Origin of the sequence: Pseudoalteromonas sp. 1_2015MBL_MicDiv (assembly GCF_002407505.1) — a bacterium.
GTDB lineage: Bacteria > Pseudomonadota > Gammaproteobacteria > Enterobacterales > Alteromonadaceae > Pseudoalteromonas > Pseudoalteromonas fuliginea.
Genome location: NZ_CP012737.1, coordinates 3,531,622 through 3,546,636, shown reverse-complemented (window position 1 = coordinate 3,546,636; position 15,015 = coordinate 3,531,622). Strand labels below are relative to the sequence as shown.

Annotated in this window: 9 protein-coding genes; 6 read left to right on the top strand and 3 right to left on the bottom strand. The window is 38.0% G+C overall.

Going from position 1 to position 15,015, the window contains the following annotated elements; translation table 11 throughout:
- Positions 1-40 precede the first annotated feature (40 nt).
- The 4 genes from hflK to AOR04_RS15910 all read left to right on the top strand — a co-directional run bounded on the left by hflK (position 41) and on the right by AOR04_RS15910 (position 4,373).
- Complete coding sequence (hflK, locus tag AOR04_RS15925) at positions 41-1,210, top strand: FtsH protease activity modulator HflK (RefSeq protein ID WP_007375941.1); 1,170 nt, start codon at positions 41-43, stop codon at positions 1,208-1,210.
- Positions 1,211-1,215: 5 nt separating this feature from the next.
- Entirely contained in the window at positions 1,216-2,094 is an 879-nt protein-coding gene (gene hflC / locus AOR04_RS15920) for a protease modulator HflC (protein WP_007375942.1), read from the top strand.
- A gap of 214 nt (positions 2,095-2,308) precedes the next feature.
- A complete protein-coding gene (locus AOR04_RS15915; protein ID WP_007375943.1) occupies positions 2,309-3,622 on the top strand; it encodes an adenylosuccinate synthase in 1,314 nt (437 codons plus the stop codon).
- 112 nt (positions 3,623-3,734) lie between these two features.
- On the top strand, positions 3,735-4,373 hold the full coding sequence (locus AOR04_RS15910) for a tetratricopeptide repeat protein (RefSeq protein ID WP_096793874.1): 639 nt from the start codon (positions 3,735-3,737) through the stop codon (positions 4,371-4,373).
- Between the two features lie 69 nt (positions 4,374-4,442).
- Here the strand turns inward: AOR04_RS15910 and AOR04_RS15905 are convergent, their stop codons facing one another.
- Positions 4,443-6,290 carry a cation:proton antiporter gene (locus tag AOR04_RS15905; RefSeq protein WP_007375945.1) on the bottom strand — a complete coding sequence of 616 codons (1,848 nt, stop codon included), beginning with the start codon at positions 6,288-6,290 and terminating at the stop codon, positions 4,443-4,445.
- 861 nt (positions 6,291-7,151) lie between these two features.
- Between AOR04_RS15905 and proB the strand changes: the two genes are divergently transcribed.
- Both proB and AOR04_RS15895 read left to right on the top strand, forming a co-directional pair.
- Positions 7,152-8,258, top strand: a complete 1,107-nt coding sequence (gene proB, locus AOR04_RS15900) for a glutamate 5-kinase (protein WP_007375946.1) — start codon at positions 7,152-7,154, stop codon at positions 8,256-8,258.
- Positions 8,255-9,502, top strand: a complete 1,248-nt coding sequence (locus AOR04_RS15895) for a glutamate-5-semialdehyde dehydrogenase (RefSeq protein WP_096793873.1) — start codon at positions 8,255-8,257, stop codon at positions 9,500-9,502. The genes proB and AOR04_RS15895 overlap by 4 nt, the downstream gene beginning before the upstream one ends.
- Before the next feature lie 55 nt (positions 9,503-9,557).
- Here the strand turns inward: AOR04_RS15895 and AOR04_RS15890 are convergent, their stop codons facing one another.
- Entirely contained in the window at positions 9,558-11,756 is a 2,199-nt protein-coding gene (locus tag AOR04_RS15890) for a two-component system response regulator (protein WP_033030464.1), read from the bottom strand.
- Positions 11,757-11,819: 63 nt separating this feature from the next.
- A complete protein-coding gene (locus AOR04_RS15885) occupies positions 11,820-14,993 on the bottom strand; it encodes a response regulator (RefSeq protein WP_232525486.1) in 3,174 nt (1,057 codons plus the stop codon).
- Between the last annotated feature and the right edge of the window lie 22 nt (positions 14,994-15,015).

Genomic DNA, 15,015 nt, shown 5'->3' with positions numbered 1-15,015 from the left:
ACAATTTCCTAATTTATTTAGATAACAATGGAGTATAGCTATGGCCTGGAATGAACCGGGTAATAATGGCAATGACAAAGATCCGTGGAATAATAAAGGCGGACGTGATCAAGGCCCACCTGATTTAGACGAGGTGTTCCGTAAATTTAGTAACAAGTTCGGCGGCTTATTTGGCGGGAAAAAATCCGGCAATGGTAGCGGTGGTGGACTTGGCGGAGCCGGTATTTCATTTATACTTATTATCGCCGTTATTGTATGGGCGTTAAGTGGTATTTACACGGTAAAAGAAGCCGAGCGTGGTGTGGTTCTTCAATTTGGCAAATATGACCGAATTGCAGATCCAGGTCTGCGTTGGAAAATGACGTTTATTGAAACAGTGATCCCAGTCGATATTGAAGCAGTTCGTTCACTATCAGCTACTGGCTTTATGTTAACTGAAGACGAAAATGTAGTAAGCGTTGAGTTTCAGGTGCAATACCGAGTTATTGACCCATACCTTTACAAATTTAGTGTAACTAATGCTGATAGCAGCTTAGAAGAAGCATTAGATAGCGCACTGCGCTATGTTGTGGGCCATGCCAAAATGGACCAAGTTTTGACTAATGGTCGTGAGGTTGTTCGTCAAAATACATGGGATGAGCTTAATAAGATTATCGAACCATATAACTTGGGTTTAATTGTAACTGACGTTAACTTTAAAGATTCTCGTCCGCCAACTGAAGTTAAAGATGCATTTGATGATGCAATTGCTGCACAAGAAGATGAAGAACGTTTCATTCGTGAAGCAGAGGCCTACGCCCGTGAAATTGAGCCTCGTGCTCGTGGTCAAGTAACACGTATGACGCAGGAAGCTGAAGGTTACCAAGAGCGTATAACTTTAGAAGCACAGGGTGAAGTGGCTCGGTTTGAAAAGTTATTACCTGAATATCAAGCTGCTAAAGAAGTTACTCGTGAGCGCTTATACATTGATGCAATGGAAGAAGTGTTAGGGAGTAGTTCTAAAGTATTGGTTGATGTTAAAGGTGGTAATAACATGATTTATTTACCGCTTGATAAGATCATGGATAAGCAAGGCACAGCAACACGTGTTGCTCTACCAAGCTCAAGTGATATTCAAGATTTACGTAATAAAGTGAATACATCACGCAATAGCACTGTTAATGGTGGTAATGACCGCTTTAACAATGATCGCTTTAATGAAGGGAGATAAGCATAATGAAAAACTTTAGTTTAGTAATACTATTAGCTGCCATTGTGATGTCTTTCTCGTCAGTTTTTGTTGTACCTGAAGGGCAAAAAGCAATTGTTTTGCTATTTAGCAAAGTACAAAAAGACAGTGAAGACAGTGCTGTTGTTTACAGCCCTGGTTTACACTTTAAAGTACCATTTTTTAGCCAAGTACGACGTATTGATGCGCGTATTCAAACATTAGATGGTACGCCAGACCGCTTTGTTACAAGTGAAAAGAAAGACTTAATTGTTGATTCATTTGTAAAATGGCGTGTAAACGATTTTAGCACTTTTTACTTACGTGCTCGTGGCGATAAGCAATATGCTGAAACGTTACTTGAACAAAAAGTAAATAATGGCTTGCGTACTAACTTTGGTACGCGAACTATTCGCGAAATTGTATCAGGTGAGCGTAGCGAGTTAATGGAAGAGGCGTTAGTACAAGCTTCTGAAAGCGCACGCGAGTTAGGTATTGAAGTGCTCGACGTACGCGTTAAGCAAATTAACCTACCTCAAGAAGTCAGTAGCTCTATTTATCAACGTATGCGCGCTGAGCGTACTGCCGTTGCAAAAGAGCATCGTTCTGAAGGTCAAGAAAAAGCTGAAACTATTCGTGCTGGTGTCGATCGCCGTGTAACGGTTATGCTTGCTGATGCAGAGCGTAATTCTCGTTCTGTACGTGGTCAAGGTGATGCAGACGCTGCTGGGATTTATGCAAATGCATATAATAAAGACCCTGAGTTCTTTAGTTTTGTACGCTCGCTAGAAGCATATAAAAAGACTTTTAAAAATAAGCAAGACGTTATGGTGCTTTCACCAGATAGCGACTTCTTCCAATATATGAAAGGTGCTAAAGCTCAATAAGCTTTACATTAAGTATTTAAAAGTTAAAAGCCTCGCATTTGCGGGGCTTTTTGTTAATGGGTATTTAATAGTTTAAATTACTGTTATTTATGTGGTTATTAGCTATCGTTTAGGTTTAAAAAAAACTACGCGGAAAAAATAAGCTGAACAGGGGTGATCTTTACTTTAGTTTTCTGGTAAAATCTCGTCCTAATTTTCTCTAAGTGAATTTACAATGGGTAAAAACGTTGTTGTATTAGGCACCCAATGGGGTGACGAAGGTAAGGGTAAGGTAGTTGACCTCCTTACGGACAAAGCATCTTTAGTAGTTCGTTATCAAGGTGGCCACAATGCGGGTCATACTTTAGTTATCGAAGGTGAAAAGACGGTTCTACACCTTATTCCATCGGGTGTATTACGTGACAATGTTAAATGTGTGATTGGTAATGGTGTAGTTTTATCACCAGAAGCGCTAATGAGAGAAATTGGCATGCTTGAAGAGCGCGGCGTACCAGTACGCGAGCGTCTTTTAATAAGCGAAGCATGTCCACTAATCTTGCCTTTCCATGTTGCATTAGATGTAGCCCGCGAAACTGCTCGTGGCGATAAGCCAATTGGAACTACCGGTCGTGGTATCGGTCCAGCGTACGAAGATAAAGTGGCGCGCCGTGGTTTACGTGTAGGTGACTTGTTTAATCCGGAATTATTTGCAACTAAATTAAAAGAAGTGCTTGAATACCATAACTTCACTTTAGTTAACTACTACAAAGTAGATGCTGTAGATTTCCAAAAAACGTTTGATGATGCAATGGCTGTTGCTGATATCTTAAAAGCAATGGTTGTAGATGTAACTGAGCTTTTAGATCAAACGCGTTTAGCAGGCGAAAACATTTTATTTGAAGGTGCACAAGGTACGTTACTTGATATCGATCACGGTACTTACCCTTATGTAACATCTTCAAACACTACCGCTGGTGGCGTTGCGACTGGTGCAGGTTTTGGTCCATTAAACCTTGATTACGTTTTAGGTATTATTAAAGCGTACACGACACGTGTTGGTTCAGGTCCTTTCCCTACAGAGCTTTACGATGGTCTTGATAAACAAGATCCAGTTGGTAAGCATTTAGGCGATAAAGGCCATGAGTTTGGCGCAACAACAGGTCGACTTCGTCGTACTGGTTGGTTAGATGCAGTGGCTATGCGCCGTGCAGTTCAAATCAACAGTATTTCAGGTTTTTGTTTAACTAAGCTTGACGTTTTAGATGGTTTAGAAACACTTAAAATCTGTATTGGTTACAAGCTCGAAGATGGTACAGTTACTAACGTAACGCCATTAGCAGCTGAAGGTTACGATAAAGTAACACCAGTATACGAAGAGATGCCAGGTTGGTCAGAGAACACAGTTGGTGTAACAAGTCTTGACGGTTTACCAAAAGCTGCAATTGACTACATCAAGCGTATTGAAGAAATTACAGGTGTTCCAATTGATATTATTTCTACAGGCCCAGATCGTGTAGAGACTATGGTACTTCGCAACCCGTTTGCGTAATTACTATTAGATTAAAAAAAGCTGCCTAGTGCAGCTTTTTTTGTGCCTAAAATTCACTTTGGAACGATCTTTGTATAGTATTTTGTAGATATCATTTTTATATGTGGCGAATATGCGTTTATTATTTTGTAACTCAATGTTGGCAATATCGCTAACATCACTCTCTTTACTCATAACTGGCAATAGCTTAGCTGAGGAAACGTCTGCTGCTGTGCCGTTGTACACTGAGCCTGAGTTGATTGCATTGATAAATAAAAATGTCCATTTACAGCGCGTAAAGGCTGATGATTGCCAGTTAGTGCAAGATATAGAAGCACGAGCCAATAAAATGGCGTTACCGTCTTATCAGTTTTTATATGGCGATATGCTGGCTTATAACGTATGCGTTGATCGAAATGTAGAGTTAGGTGTGTATTATATGCGTAAAGCTGCTCAGCAGGGCTTAGCGGCAGCATTAGAGCAACTAGGACGTTACTACGACACTGGCCGATTAGTGCAACAAGATAAAACGATGGCAATTACGTATTTACGTGAAGCTTCATCGCAAGGCAATTTAAAAGCTCAATTGCGCTTGGTTAAATTATTTAATGATGGCTTTGGTAGTCCACGAGACTTTGAAGATGCGTATCGATGGTTGTTTAACTCTATGGTGGCAGATAAGGCAACCCATCAAAAAATTGAACAATCACTTACTCAATTAGCTGAAAAAATGCCAGCAAGTGTGGTTGCTCGAGCTCGTCTTCCTATTTAATGGCTTTAAAAAACAAAACCCTAACTTTTTAAGTTAGGGTTTTTTAGTTTTTACAGACTGTAAAAGTATTTAACTGTCTTCTTTAGCCTTTGTTTGCGGGTCTTTTAAAACTGACATTTTAGGCGGCTGTAATGCAACAACGCGTTCGCCTTCTTGCGGCGGTTTTTCCATGTTGATTGTAAACGGTCTGAGCTTAATTGGTGTATCCTCATCACTGTCTTTATCACCAATGAGAATAAACAGTGGTATAGCCTCAGGGTTCATTTCTAGATATTGCTCCCAGCTAAATTCATCAGAAATACGTGTTGAACTAACTTTACCACCTTTAGCTATAATGCTGCTTAAGCGTGCATATGACCCTTCGTCACCAAAAAGTATTTGTCGTGATAAAAACGTTGCGCTGTCTTTATTTGCTTTTGCGTGCGACGTTGAAGAGCGCAATGAGAATACATTTTTCTCATTAAGTAAGTGAGAAAAATATTGGACGCCCAACGCGTTGTGATGACGATTAGGTGAGAGTGCTAGTACACTGCGAATAGTAGTTAGTGGTAAATAGCGTTCGGCGTGCTCCGATTGCGGGTTACCGTAATAACACGCTAAGCCATCCATACGTGCCATTCTACAGTTTTCCCATGCTGGGTCTGATAAATGAACAGGAATATTTTGATCTTTTAAGCCTCGGCCAATGGCACGTGCAACATGGTTTGCACCAATAATCAAAATCGTATTTGGCGACGGTTGGCGTACACCTAAAAGTTTAGCAACAGGAATCGCAGTTAAGCTCTGTAGTACAACGGTAATTATAATTACTGTAAATATGAGAGGTACCATTTTTTCAGCATCAGCAACACCAGACTCCATCATACTAAGCGCAAATACCGACCCAACGGCAGCGGCGACTATACCGCGTGGAGCTATCCAAGCAAGTACCAAGCGAGACTTCATTGGTAGGTCAGTACCAAAGGTCGAAATAGCAATACATAATGGGCGTGCAACAAAAAGTACGATGGCTAAAAATATAAATACATCGCTGTCGAGCATCATTAAATCAGAGAGCTGTAAGCGTGCTGCAAGTAAAATAAACAGCGTTGATATTAATATCATCGACAAGTCTTCTTTGAACTCCAGTACAGAATCTATTTCTAAATCGTCTTGGTTAGCAAGCCAAATGCCAAATACTGTCACAGCTAAAAGACCCGATTCATGGCTTAAATAGTTTGATACAGAAAAACTAATGAGTACTAACGCTAAAATTCCAAACTTATGTAATTCAAATGGTAGCCATTCGCGGCGCATTAATAGTGTTGTTAGCCAGCCTGCAGCAACACCAATACTTAAACCAACGCCGAGGGTTTTAACTAAAGCAATAATAGTGTGGCTAAATACTTCGCCTTGGCCTACAAGCATTACGGCTTCAAATACTAATACAGCAAACAATGCGCCGATTGGGTCTATTACAATACCTTCCCAGCGTAGTATGCGGTCAATGTCTTGTGTTGGGCGCATTGAGTTTAATAGCGGTGCTATCACAGTAGGGCCTGTTACAACTAGCACTGCACCTAATACTGCAGCTACACGCCAATTAAGCTCAAGTAACCAATAGGCGCTTAGGCTAATAATAATACAGGTAGTAAGCATGCCGATTGAGCAAAGGTTTCTTACAACTTTTCCAATCCCTTTTAATTCTCTGAAATGCAGAGTAAGTGAACCTTCAAATAAAATGATTGCAACGCTTAGTGATACAACTGGAAACAGTAAATCACCTAACAATGCATCAGGGTCTAAAACACCACTAAATGGCCCAAGTAAAAGACCAGTAAGCAATAAAAAAAGAATAGCGGGTACTCTAAATGCCCACGCGACCCACTGGGCAAGTACAGAGCAAAGTGCGATACCGGCTATATAAATTGCTGACATAGATTAAGAATTCCTTATTTATGACGATATATTTTAAAAGTATAACTTTTGTTAATTATTAATACAGGGGTATACACGGGAAATTCAAATATTACTAATCAATTTTAGCTGCTAATAAAAGATTAGTGATCTTTAATTTTGGATCTTGGATGCAAAGACTTTATAAAAGCACATTAACTACTATTATCTTGTTGATTTATAATGAAAATATATATTTTATTATTAATGTGTAATAGCTCTGTTTGAATTTTAGCCTTGATCTTACTGTGTAATTTAGCGTATTATACTTCGAGTTCGAATTATTAGTTATCTAATTAAGATTGTTGGTTGAAATAGTTGAACGTTAATACTACGGTCATTTTTACTGCTTATAATCATGTTTTGGATACTAAATTAGTATCTGAACGTTAAAATTTTATTTTCCGAATTCTTAAGTATGGTTTTACTGGACAAGTTTGTTTATTTTATTTAACAAATAAAGGTTTGAGTTGAACTATTACTTTTCAATATTTAATCCCCATCGTGGCGATTAAATCTCGGTCCTTGAGTCTTCACCCTATCTGTTGGTGTATCAGACTCTAGAGGCTCTATGTATGTTGTTAATAGAAAAGCCACACACGCTTTTTACAGCGATGCATAAACAACACTTTTAAACTTTCTTATTGGTACTGCTCATAACACTGGGTGGGTGCTACTTTATATCTGAGCTTAAATTTAAAACAACGTTTTAGATTTGGCCTTTTTGTGTGCGTTTAAAAGTGCTGTCAAACGATAAATAAATTCGAAGCAAGGTTTTATACCTAGCTACTTAGTTTTAGCTCACGAGTAGTGAGCGCAAATAAAATGGAAAGTTGAGCATTTATGCAAAAGTTAAATTGGCGACGCATTGTACTTAAAGTAGGCAGCGCATTAATTGCACCGGATCACGATGGCTGCCGTTCACGTTATATATTAACCATCGCACAGTTTATTGTTCGTTGCCGTGCGCGTGGTATTGAGGTGATCCTGGTTTCGTCAGGTTCGGTAGCGGCTGGCGCGCACTTGTTTCCATCAGATAAACCACGTTCAGTTGTAATGAAAAAGGCAATGGCGGCAGCAGGCCAAACAGAAATGATTGCCATGTGGGACCGTTTTTTCGACTTTCCATCAGCGCAATTACTATTAACTCATGGTGATTTACGTGATCATGAGCGTTATCAAAGTATTCGGGAAACCGTATTTACGTTACTTGAGCACGGTGTGCTACCAATCATCAATGAAAATGATGCTGTGACAACAGACGATTTACGAGTAGGAGATAACGATAATTTATCTGCTATGGTTGCCGCTGCAGCAGATGCAGATGCTTTACTGATTTTTTCGGATGTTGATGGGTTATATGATAAAAATCCTAATTTGCACGACGATGCTGTTTTATTACCTGAAATAAAATCAATTGATGAATCTATTTATGCTATGGCAGGATGTGCTACGAGTGCTGTGGGCACCGGTGGTATGAAAACCAAAATAGAGGCTGCGGAAAAGGCAACATCACACGGTATAGCCACTTATATTATTAATGGCTTTAAAGAAGAAACATTTACTCGATTATTAGCTGGAGAAAATCCAGGTACTATTTTTTCGCCATACGAAAAGCCAATGCAAGATTCTGTACATTGGATGACACATACAGCAAACGAGCAAGGTGAAGTTGTTGTTGATGGGTCGTTTGATGAGTCATTAGAAGGTGAAACTGGGTGTATTCGCGGCGATGAGATCGTTGAAGTACACGGTGAATTTGCTATCGGTGATACCATTTTAGTACGAAGTGAAGACGGTACGCGTCTAGCTAAAGCGACCGCAAATTATAGTAGCTGTTTGTTAAACTTTATTGCAGACAACGAACAGAGTGAATTCAGCGAAAAAATGCAGGATTCAATTGGACCAGTTATATCTGAAAAACATATCGCATTATTGGAGAAGTCATGAGTTTAATTACGGACATTTCACGTCAGGCAGCTAAAGCTGCACATACACTTGCTTTACTCGATACCGAGACTAAAAACCAAGTATTAGTTGAAATGGCAGCGGCATTAAGAGAGCAAAAAGCATTTATAATAAAAGAAAATGAAAGTGATTTAAGCGCAGCACGCGACAATAACTTAGCTGCCTCAATGATCGACCGCTTAACGTTAAACGATGAGCGTATTGAATCAATGGCACAAGGCATTGAAGTTATAGTAAGCCTTGATGATCCTGTTGGTCAGCTACGAGATATTACCGAGCGTCCAAATGGTATCAAAATTCGTAAAATGCGCGTACCTCTTGGCGTTGTATGTATGATTTACGAAGCACGCCCGAATGTGACAGCAGACGCTGGTGCATTATGTTTTAAATCAGGTAATGGCGTAATTTTACGTGGCGGTAAAGAAGCACTTAGAAGTTCACAAGCTATCGCAAGTGTGATGCATAGCGTACTTGAAAAGCATAACTTACCAGTATCACTTATTTCAGTGATTCCAGATCCAGATCGTGCGCTATTAATGGAGTTAATGCAGCAACGCGAAAGTATTGATTTAATTATTCCACGTGGCGGCGAAGGCTTAATCAACTTTGTTACTGAAAACAGTACGATTCCTGTAATTCAGCATTACAAAGGTGTTTGTCATCTATATGTGGATAAAGATGCAGATCTAGAAGTAGCCCTTAACTTACTACTTAATGGTAAAACGCAGCGTACCGGTGTTTGTAATGCACTAGAGGGCTTAGTTGTTCATCAAGATGTGGCAGATGAGTTTTTTAATCTGTGTGCAGTCGTACTACGCCAAGAAGGTGTGAAAATAAATGCAGACAGTTTTGCAGCTAAATATTTTGATAACGCAACCGTTTTAGCTGATGATGAATTTGGTGAAGAGTATCTAGATTTAGAAATTGCTATTCGCGTTGTTCCAAGCTTTACGGCAGCAGTTGAGCATATTGCACAGTTCGGTTCAAACCACACCGAAGTAATTTGTACTAAAAATCAAACTGCCGCAGAGTTATTTCAACGCAGTGTTGATGCTTCTGTAGTAATGGTTAACGCGTCATCTCGCTTTTCTGATGGCTCACAATTGGGTCTAGGTGCGGAGATTGGTATAGCGACCTCCAAGCTTCATGCATACGGTCCAATGGGGCTTGAATCACTCACTACTGAGAAGTACTTAGTAAATGGCGAAGGCCAAGTTCGTGAATAAATTAACGATGTAAGTAATAAAGCCGAGCATTGCTCGGCTTTGCTGTATTTGTGGTTTATTTTAATTTTTTTATCCAATCACTTGCTGGTTCTGGCTTATGCAAATGATAGCCTTGCATAATTACTTCAGGGTACTCTTGGAATAAATCAAAGTGGGACTGATTCTCTACTCCTTCGGCAACAACTTTCAACTGAAATAGCTTTCCTAAGCTAACAATCATATCAATAATTAATTTATCGTTGTTATCAGTCGGCGCATCAAACACAAATGAGCGGTCTATCTTCAATTCTTGAATAGGCAATTGTTTGAGGTAGGTAAGGCTTGAATAACCCGTACCAAAGTCATCAATGGATACACGAACACCTAAGTTTTTTAGGTATTGTACCGCCTCAATGGCGGACTCTATGTGATTGAGTAAGGTGCCTTCAATAATTTCGATAGTTAACTGGTTTGGTTTTATTTCGTAAAACTCTATTTTAGTTTTTAATAATGATAGGAAACGTGCTTCATGAAAGTGTCTACCACTAATATTTACCGATAAGCTCAGTGTTGAATGACGATCATCTAACTGTTGAATAAGCGACAAAGAATTTGTAAGTACCCATGAGTCTAGTTCATAAATAATGTCTGACTCTTCAGCAATAGGAATAAACTCAGCGGGGCTAATAAAGCCTTTCTCAGGATGCATCCACCGTAAGAGCACTTCGCCACCTTTTAACTTTTGCTGACTATCAAATTGAGACTGAACATAAAGTGTTAATTCATTTTGCGATATTGCTTTTCGTAAGTCTTGTTCAATTTCAAAGCGGCGCTTTGCCTGTTCACCAAAAGAGTTATCAAAGAAAGTGACTCTATTACCGCCTTTTTCTTTTGCTTTATAACAAGCAGCTTCGCAGTTTCTGATCGTTTCAATCGCATTTTCCCACTGATCTTCTCTAGGGAAAATATAGGTGCCGATGCTAATTGTAATACTTATTTGTTGATCATCAATTATGAAAGGCTCGTTAATAACTCTTAATAACTCTTGTGCCTTATGTTCTGCAATTTCTTGTGATCTTAGTCGACCAACGCCTTTGTCAACACTACTCAAAGCGGCAAATTCATCGCTGCCTAAGCGTGCAATAACGTCTTTTTTATCAAGTTTATTATGGATACGATTGGCAAGTTCTTTAAGAACTTTGTCGCCTGCTAACAAACCAAGGCCATCATTAATTGAGTGAAAGCTGTCTATGTCTATTATATAAATATAAGCATAGTTATTGTCTAAAGAACATCGCTGTAATTGTTGTTCTAGCTGCTTTAGAAAACCGTTTCGGTTAGGTAAAGCGGTTAGTTCGTCATGCCAAGTAAGGTAGTCAATGCGTTCTTGAGTTACTTTCAAACTCGAAATATCACTAAATACACCAATGAAATGAACATTTGAGTCTTGTTCACCTTTTACCATACTTAGTGTCAGTAATTCAGGATATAGCTCACCATTTTTACGACGCGTAACGAGCTCTCCGCTCCAATAGCCGGCTTTGTTTGCGTGGAGCCAAACATTATTAAAACTAATGCCAGGTTGATTATTTTGTTTTAGCTTATGTAACTTAATATCTAGCGCTTCGGCTTCAGTAAAGCCTGTGATACGGCAAAATGAAGGGTTAACGGCAATTATTTTTCCATCGGAATCAGTAATAACAACACCATCGGCAGTACTCACCAACGCCTGATAGAAAAGTTTTTGTTTAGATGATAATTGCTTAAGCTCCTCTTCTCTTTCACTTAATTCTTGTGCTAGAGATTCTATTTCAAGGAGCTTATCGTGCAGGTCAAAGTTCTTCTCTATAAGTCGGTCTAACATACCTTGCGATGTTATGTGAGTACGAATTCTGGCTCTTACTAAAGCAAGTTTATAAGGCTTGTGGATATAATCAATAGCACCTAATTCAAACCCATGTTCTTCTGAGTCTTCAGTGGTCAGTGCTGTCACAAAAATAATGGGGATTCCTTTGGTATTTTGGCGTGATTTTAATATTTCACATACTTCATAGCCATCCATACCCGGCATCATTATATCAAGCAGAATTAAATCAGGGCGTGTTGATTCTATAAAAGTTAGGGCTTGTTCGCCGCTAATGGATACTCTTACGTCATAGTCAGCAAGTAACCCTTCAACTAATACATGAAGATTATTTGGCTCATCATCAACAATTAACACTAAGGGTTTGTGTTTTTTATCTTGAGCTTCACTAATATTTTTAGCCGGATACATCGAATGCACATTCAATCCTTTTGAGTCTTTAATATCTAATCTAGCTTAGTTTTTTACGCTTGGCTAATTTAAATTGTCATCACGAAATTGGCTTATCAACTCTAATACTAATTGATAGTCAAATTGATTTATTGCCGACTTAAGTCCGAGTAAAGGATGGGGAGATTTCAAAGTGAAGCCATTTAAGCTTCTTACTAAGCTGCTAGGAATTGGCTTTGAGTTAATTGTTAATTCATAAATTTTATCAATAAGGGTTGTAAGTTCGCTTGCATTTTCATTGCCCTCTAAATTGACATCTTCGCTAAGGCGTTGAGTTGTTAGATACTGTTTAATTGCATGCAAAGTAATTACAAATTGCTCACTAAACAGTGAAAATGAAACAACTTCTTTATTGCGTATTTGAGATTCAATTTTTTTAGCTAGCTGCTCTAAAACTTCTAATCCTAAAGTGCCCGCTAAACCCTTTATTGCATGAACATGGCGGGCAAGTTCAATATTATTATTAGTTTCTTGTAGCTTTTGAAACTTTACAATAAAGTTTTCATAGTCTATCGCGAACTGTGTAATCAATTTATTTAGCAAACGTTCATTATTATCTAAGTTATCAAGTGCTAGAGGGATATTAATGAGTAAACCACTTTGGGGCGTTGATAAATTCTTTTCAAGGCTTTGAAATAGCATATCAAAAATGAGGGGCTTGGTTAAAAAGTCATTCATACCTGCATCAATAGCTGCCTTTTTATCCTCAGGAAGTACTGCCGCGGTTAATGCAACTATTGGTAGCGTTTCACCATTTTCTCTAATTTTACTGGTGGCTAAAATACCATCCATTACTGGCATTTGAATATCCATAAAAATAATGTCGAATATATTGTTTTTAACACACTCAACGGCTTCCAGCCCGTTCATTGCCGTTACAATGTCTAGATCTAATTTTTTTAACATTGCAGAGGTGATTTCTATATTCAGAGGGTTATCGTCAACAATGAGTGCTTTTATACCAGTAAATTTAATCAAGTTATCAGGCTTTGGGGTGATGCTTGCTTTGCTTTCAGATGCAAGTAATTTTAAGATATCCGACTGTTTGTAACTGTTATTTATAATATGTACATTTTTTTGTGTTGGCTGGGTGTGAGGCTGATCGGTATCCGTAATTATTATGATGATTTTTAAATTGTTTTTAGATAGCTGACTGCTTTCAGTGAGTTTTTGAAGAATAATACTGTTTTTGGCTTCTTCTTGCGTCAATGACAAAATGACAATATCAAAAGGAGAGCTTGGTTGAGATATTTTAGCGAGAGCGCGTAGCGGCTCTTCTGTTGTTTCGGGTGTTATTCCAACACTGCTGAGTAAAGACACAAGTTGGGCAGCTTGTTCTTTTTGTGGCGTAATGAGTAAGGCTCGTTTTTTTTGTCTGTGTTGTGGTGAAAGTTTAAATGGTAAGGTGAAATAAAACTCACTGCCTTTATCTTTTTCGCTTCGAATTTGAATTTTTCCACCGAGTACTTTTGTAAATTGTTGGCTAATAGTTAACCCAAGCCCCGTGCCACCGTATTTGCGAGTAATAGAAGCATCACCTTGATAAAAAGAGTTAAATACTTTCTCGACCTGTTCAGGTTCAATTCCTACGCCTGTATCTTTAATACAAAACCTTAAATCAATTATGTTTTTTTGTTGGGATATTGTTTCTACAATTAACTGAATTTTCCCATGTTCAGTGAATTTTATTGCGTTTCCGACGCAATTATTGATGATTTGGTTCAGATGAAATGGATCCCCTATCAGCTCTAAATGTGGGTCAGCATGTAGATTAAATTCAAGTGCTAAGCCTTTTTGATTCGCGGTATCTTTAAATAAATTGCCCGTGTTTTTTACAATAGAGTCGAGAGTAAATGGTATTTCTTCTATTTTTATTTTTTTTGATTCAAGTTTAGAAAAATCTAAAATATTATTCAGGATATGCAGTAAATTATGTGCACTTGAATATGCTTTGTCTGCGTAATGTTGCTGTTTAGTAGGTAAAGTACTGTCTCTTAAAAGCTGTAGCATACCTAATACGCCATTCATTGGTGTTCGCAGCTCGTGACTCATATTTGCCACAAAGTCACTTTTTGTTTTGTTAGCACTTTCGGCTTGTGCTATCGCAACTGTAAGCTCTTTGTTCATAGTCTCCATTTGGATATTTAACGCCTGCGTTTCAATCAGTAACTCTTTGGTTTGCTGATTTTTTTGATACAACATATTTGCTGCTTTTATTACTGCGGATATCTCGCTTTGATTATGATGGTTTTTATTGAGCGTAACTTGTTTTTCATTACTCATATCGTTTAGTAAAGTGGTTAACTGAGTAATTGGTTTAATGACCGATCTAAAAATAAAGTAGCCGACTGATATAACAATAATCGTAATTAATAAAGCGAATAAATTCGCTTGTTCTGTGTAGCTTATTAGGTGGGAGCTGAGCTGTTTTTCAGTTTCATTAAATTTCAGTTTTTCAGTTTTTTTGACTTGATTAGCTAAATAGAGTAATTCGTTTTCAATACCAGTAAGCACAACATTAATCGAAAAAGTGTAGCTACGTGTCAGCAGCATTAATTGGCTGTAAGCTTTCTTTAAGTTTGTAATCGTGTTCATGGAGACACTGCTTATGCTAGGTGCTTTCGCTAATTTTGAGTGTAAATGCTCAAGGTTTTTATTAACATTTTGTGCTTCGTCAAAATTAGGTTTATACAGGTAACTTACTACCGCGTGCTCTAGGTTACTTATAGTAAGCAATATATCGCTAAAAATAGCTTTGCTTTTAGGGGAAGCTTGCGTTTCTAATTTCGTTATCTGTATTTTTAGATCTGTAATAGGTTGTTTAAATTGCGTTATGTAAAGTTGCTCTCGTTTAGTTCGATTCATCACAATTTGATTGAACGTGTCTTGATAGTTACTTAGGTAGTCACCAAGTCTGTTTAGTGCACTTTGATACTCTAAAGAATGCTCTACAGAATTGCTTTTTAAGAGATTGAGGTTTTTATTTGCTTCATTTAAATAAAGGTCGAATTTTTCGATTGTATTTTGATTTGCTTTATCAACATAAGCAATCGCCTGACTTTGCAGTGAAATAACATCGTTTTCTAAACGCGTTACACTTTCATTTTGCATCAGTGCATTGTGTTGTGCTTTTTGTAAGTTTAATAATGATTTTTGTGAATAATTAAATAAATAGCTTTGCAGTACTAATAAGCTCATAAGTAAGCACAAAGCTAAAATT

What these genes read in the sequence shown, in the direction of transcription:
- hflK (WP_007375941.1), top strand. Translation starts at nt 41, where the DNA reads ATGGCCTGGAATGAACCGGGTAATAATGGCAATGACAAAGATCCGTGG.
- AOR04_RS15915 (WP_007375943.1), top strand. Translation starts at nt 2,309, where the DNA reads ATGGGTAAAAACGTTGTTGTATTAGGCACCCAATGGGGTGACGAAGGT.
- AOR04_RS15910 (WP_096793874.1), top strand. Translation starts at nt 3,735, where the DNA reads ATGCGTTTATTATTTTGTAACTCAATGTTGGCAATATCGCTAACATCA.
- AOR04_RS15895 (WP_096793873.1), top strand. Translation starts at nt 8,255, where the DNA reads ATGAGTTTAATTACGGACATTTCACGTCAGGCAGCTAAAGCTGCACAT.
- AOR04_RS15890 (WP_033030464.1), bottom strand. Translation starts at nt 11,756, where the DNA reads ATGTATCCGGCTAAAAATATTAGTGAAGCTCAAGATAAAAAACACAAA.
- AOR04_RS15885 (WP_232525486.1), bottom strand. Translation starts at nt 14,993, where the DNA reads ATGAGCTTATTAGTACTGCAAAGCTATTTATTTAATTATTCACAAAAA.
- AOR04_RS15905 (WP_007375945.1), bottom strand. Translation starts at nt 6,290, where the DNA reads ATGTCAGCAATTTATATAGCCGGTATCGCACTTTGCTCTGTACTTGCC.
- hflC (WP_007375942.1), top strand. Translation starts at nt 1,216, where the DNA reads ATGAAAAACTTTAGTTTAGTAATACTATTAGCTGCCATTGTGATGTCT.
- proB (WP_007375946.1), top strand. Translation starts at nt 7,152, where the DNA reads ATGCAAAAGTTAAATTGGCGACGCATTGTACTTAAAGTAGGCAGCGCA.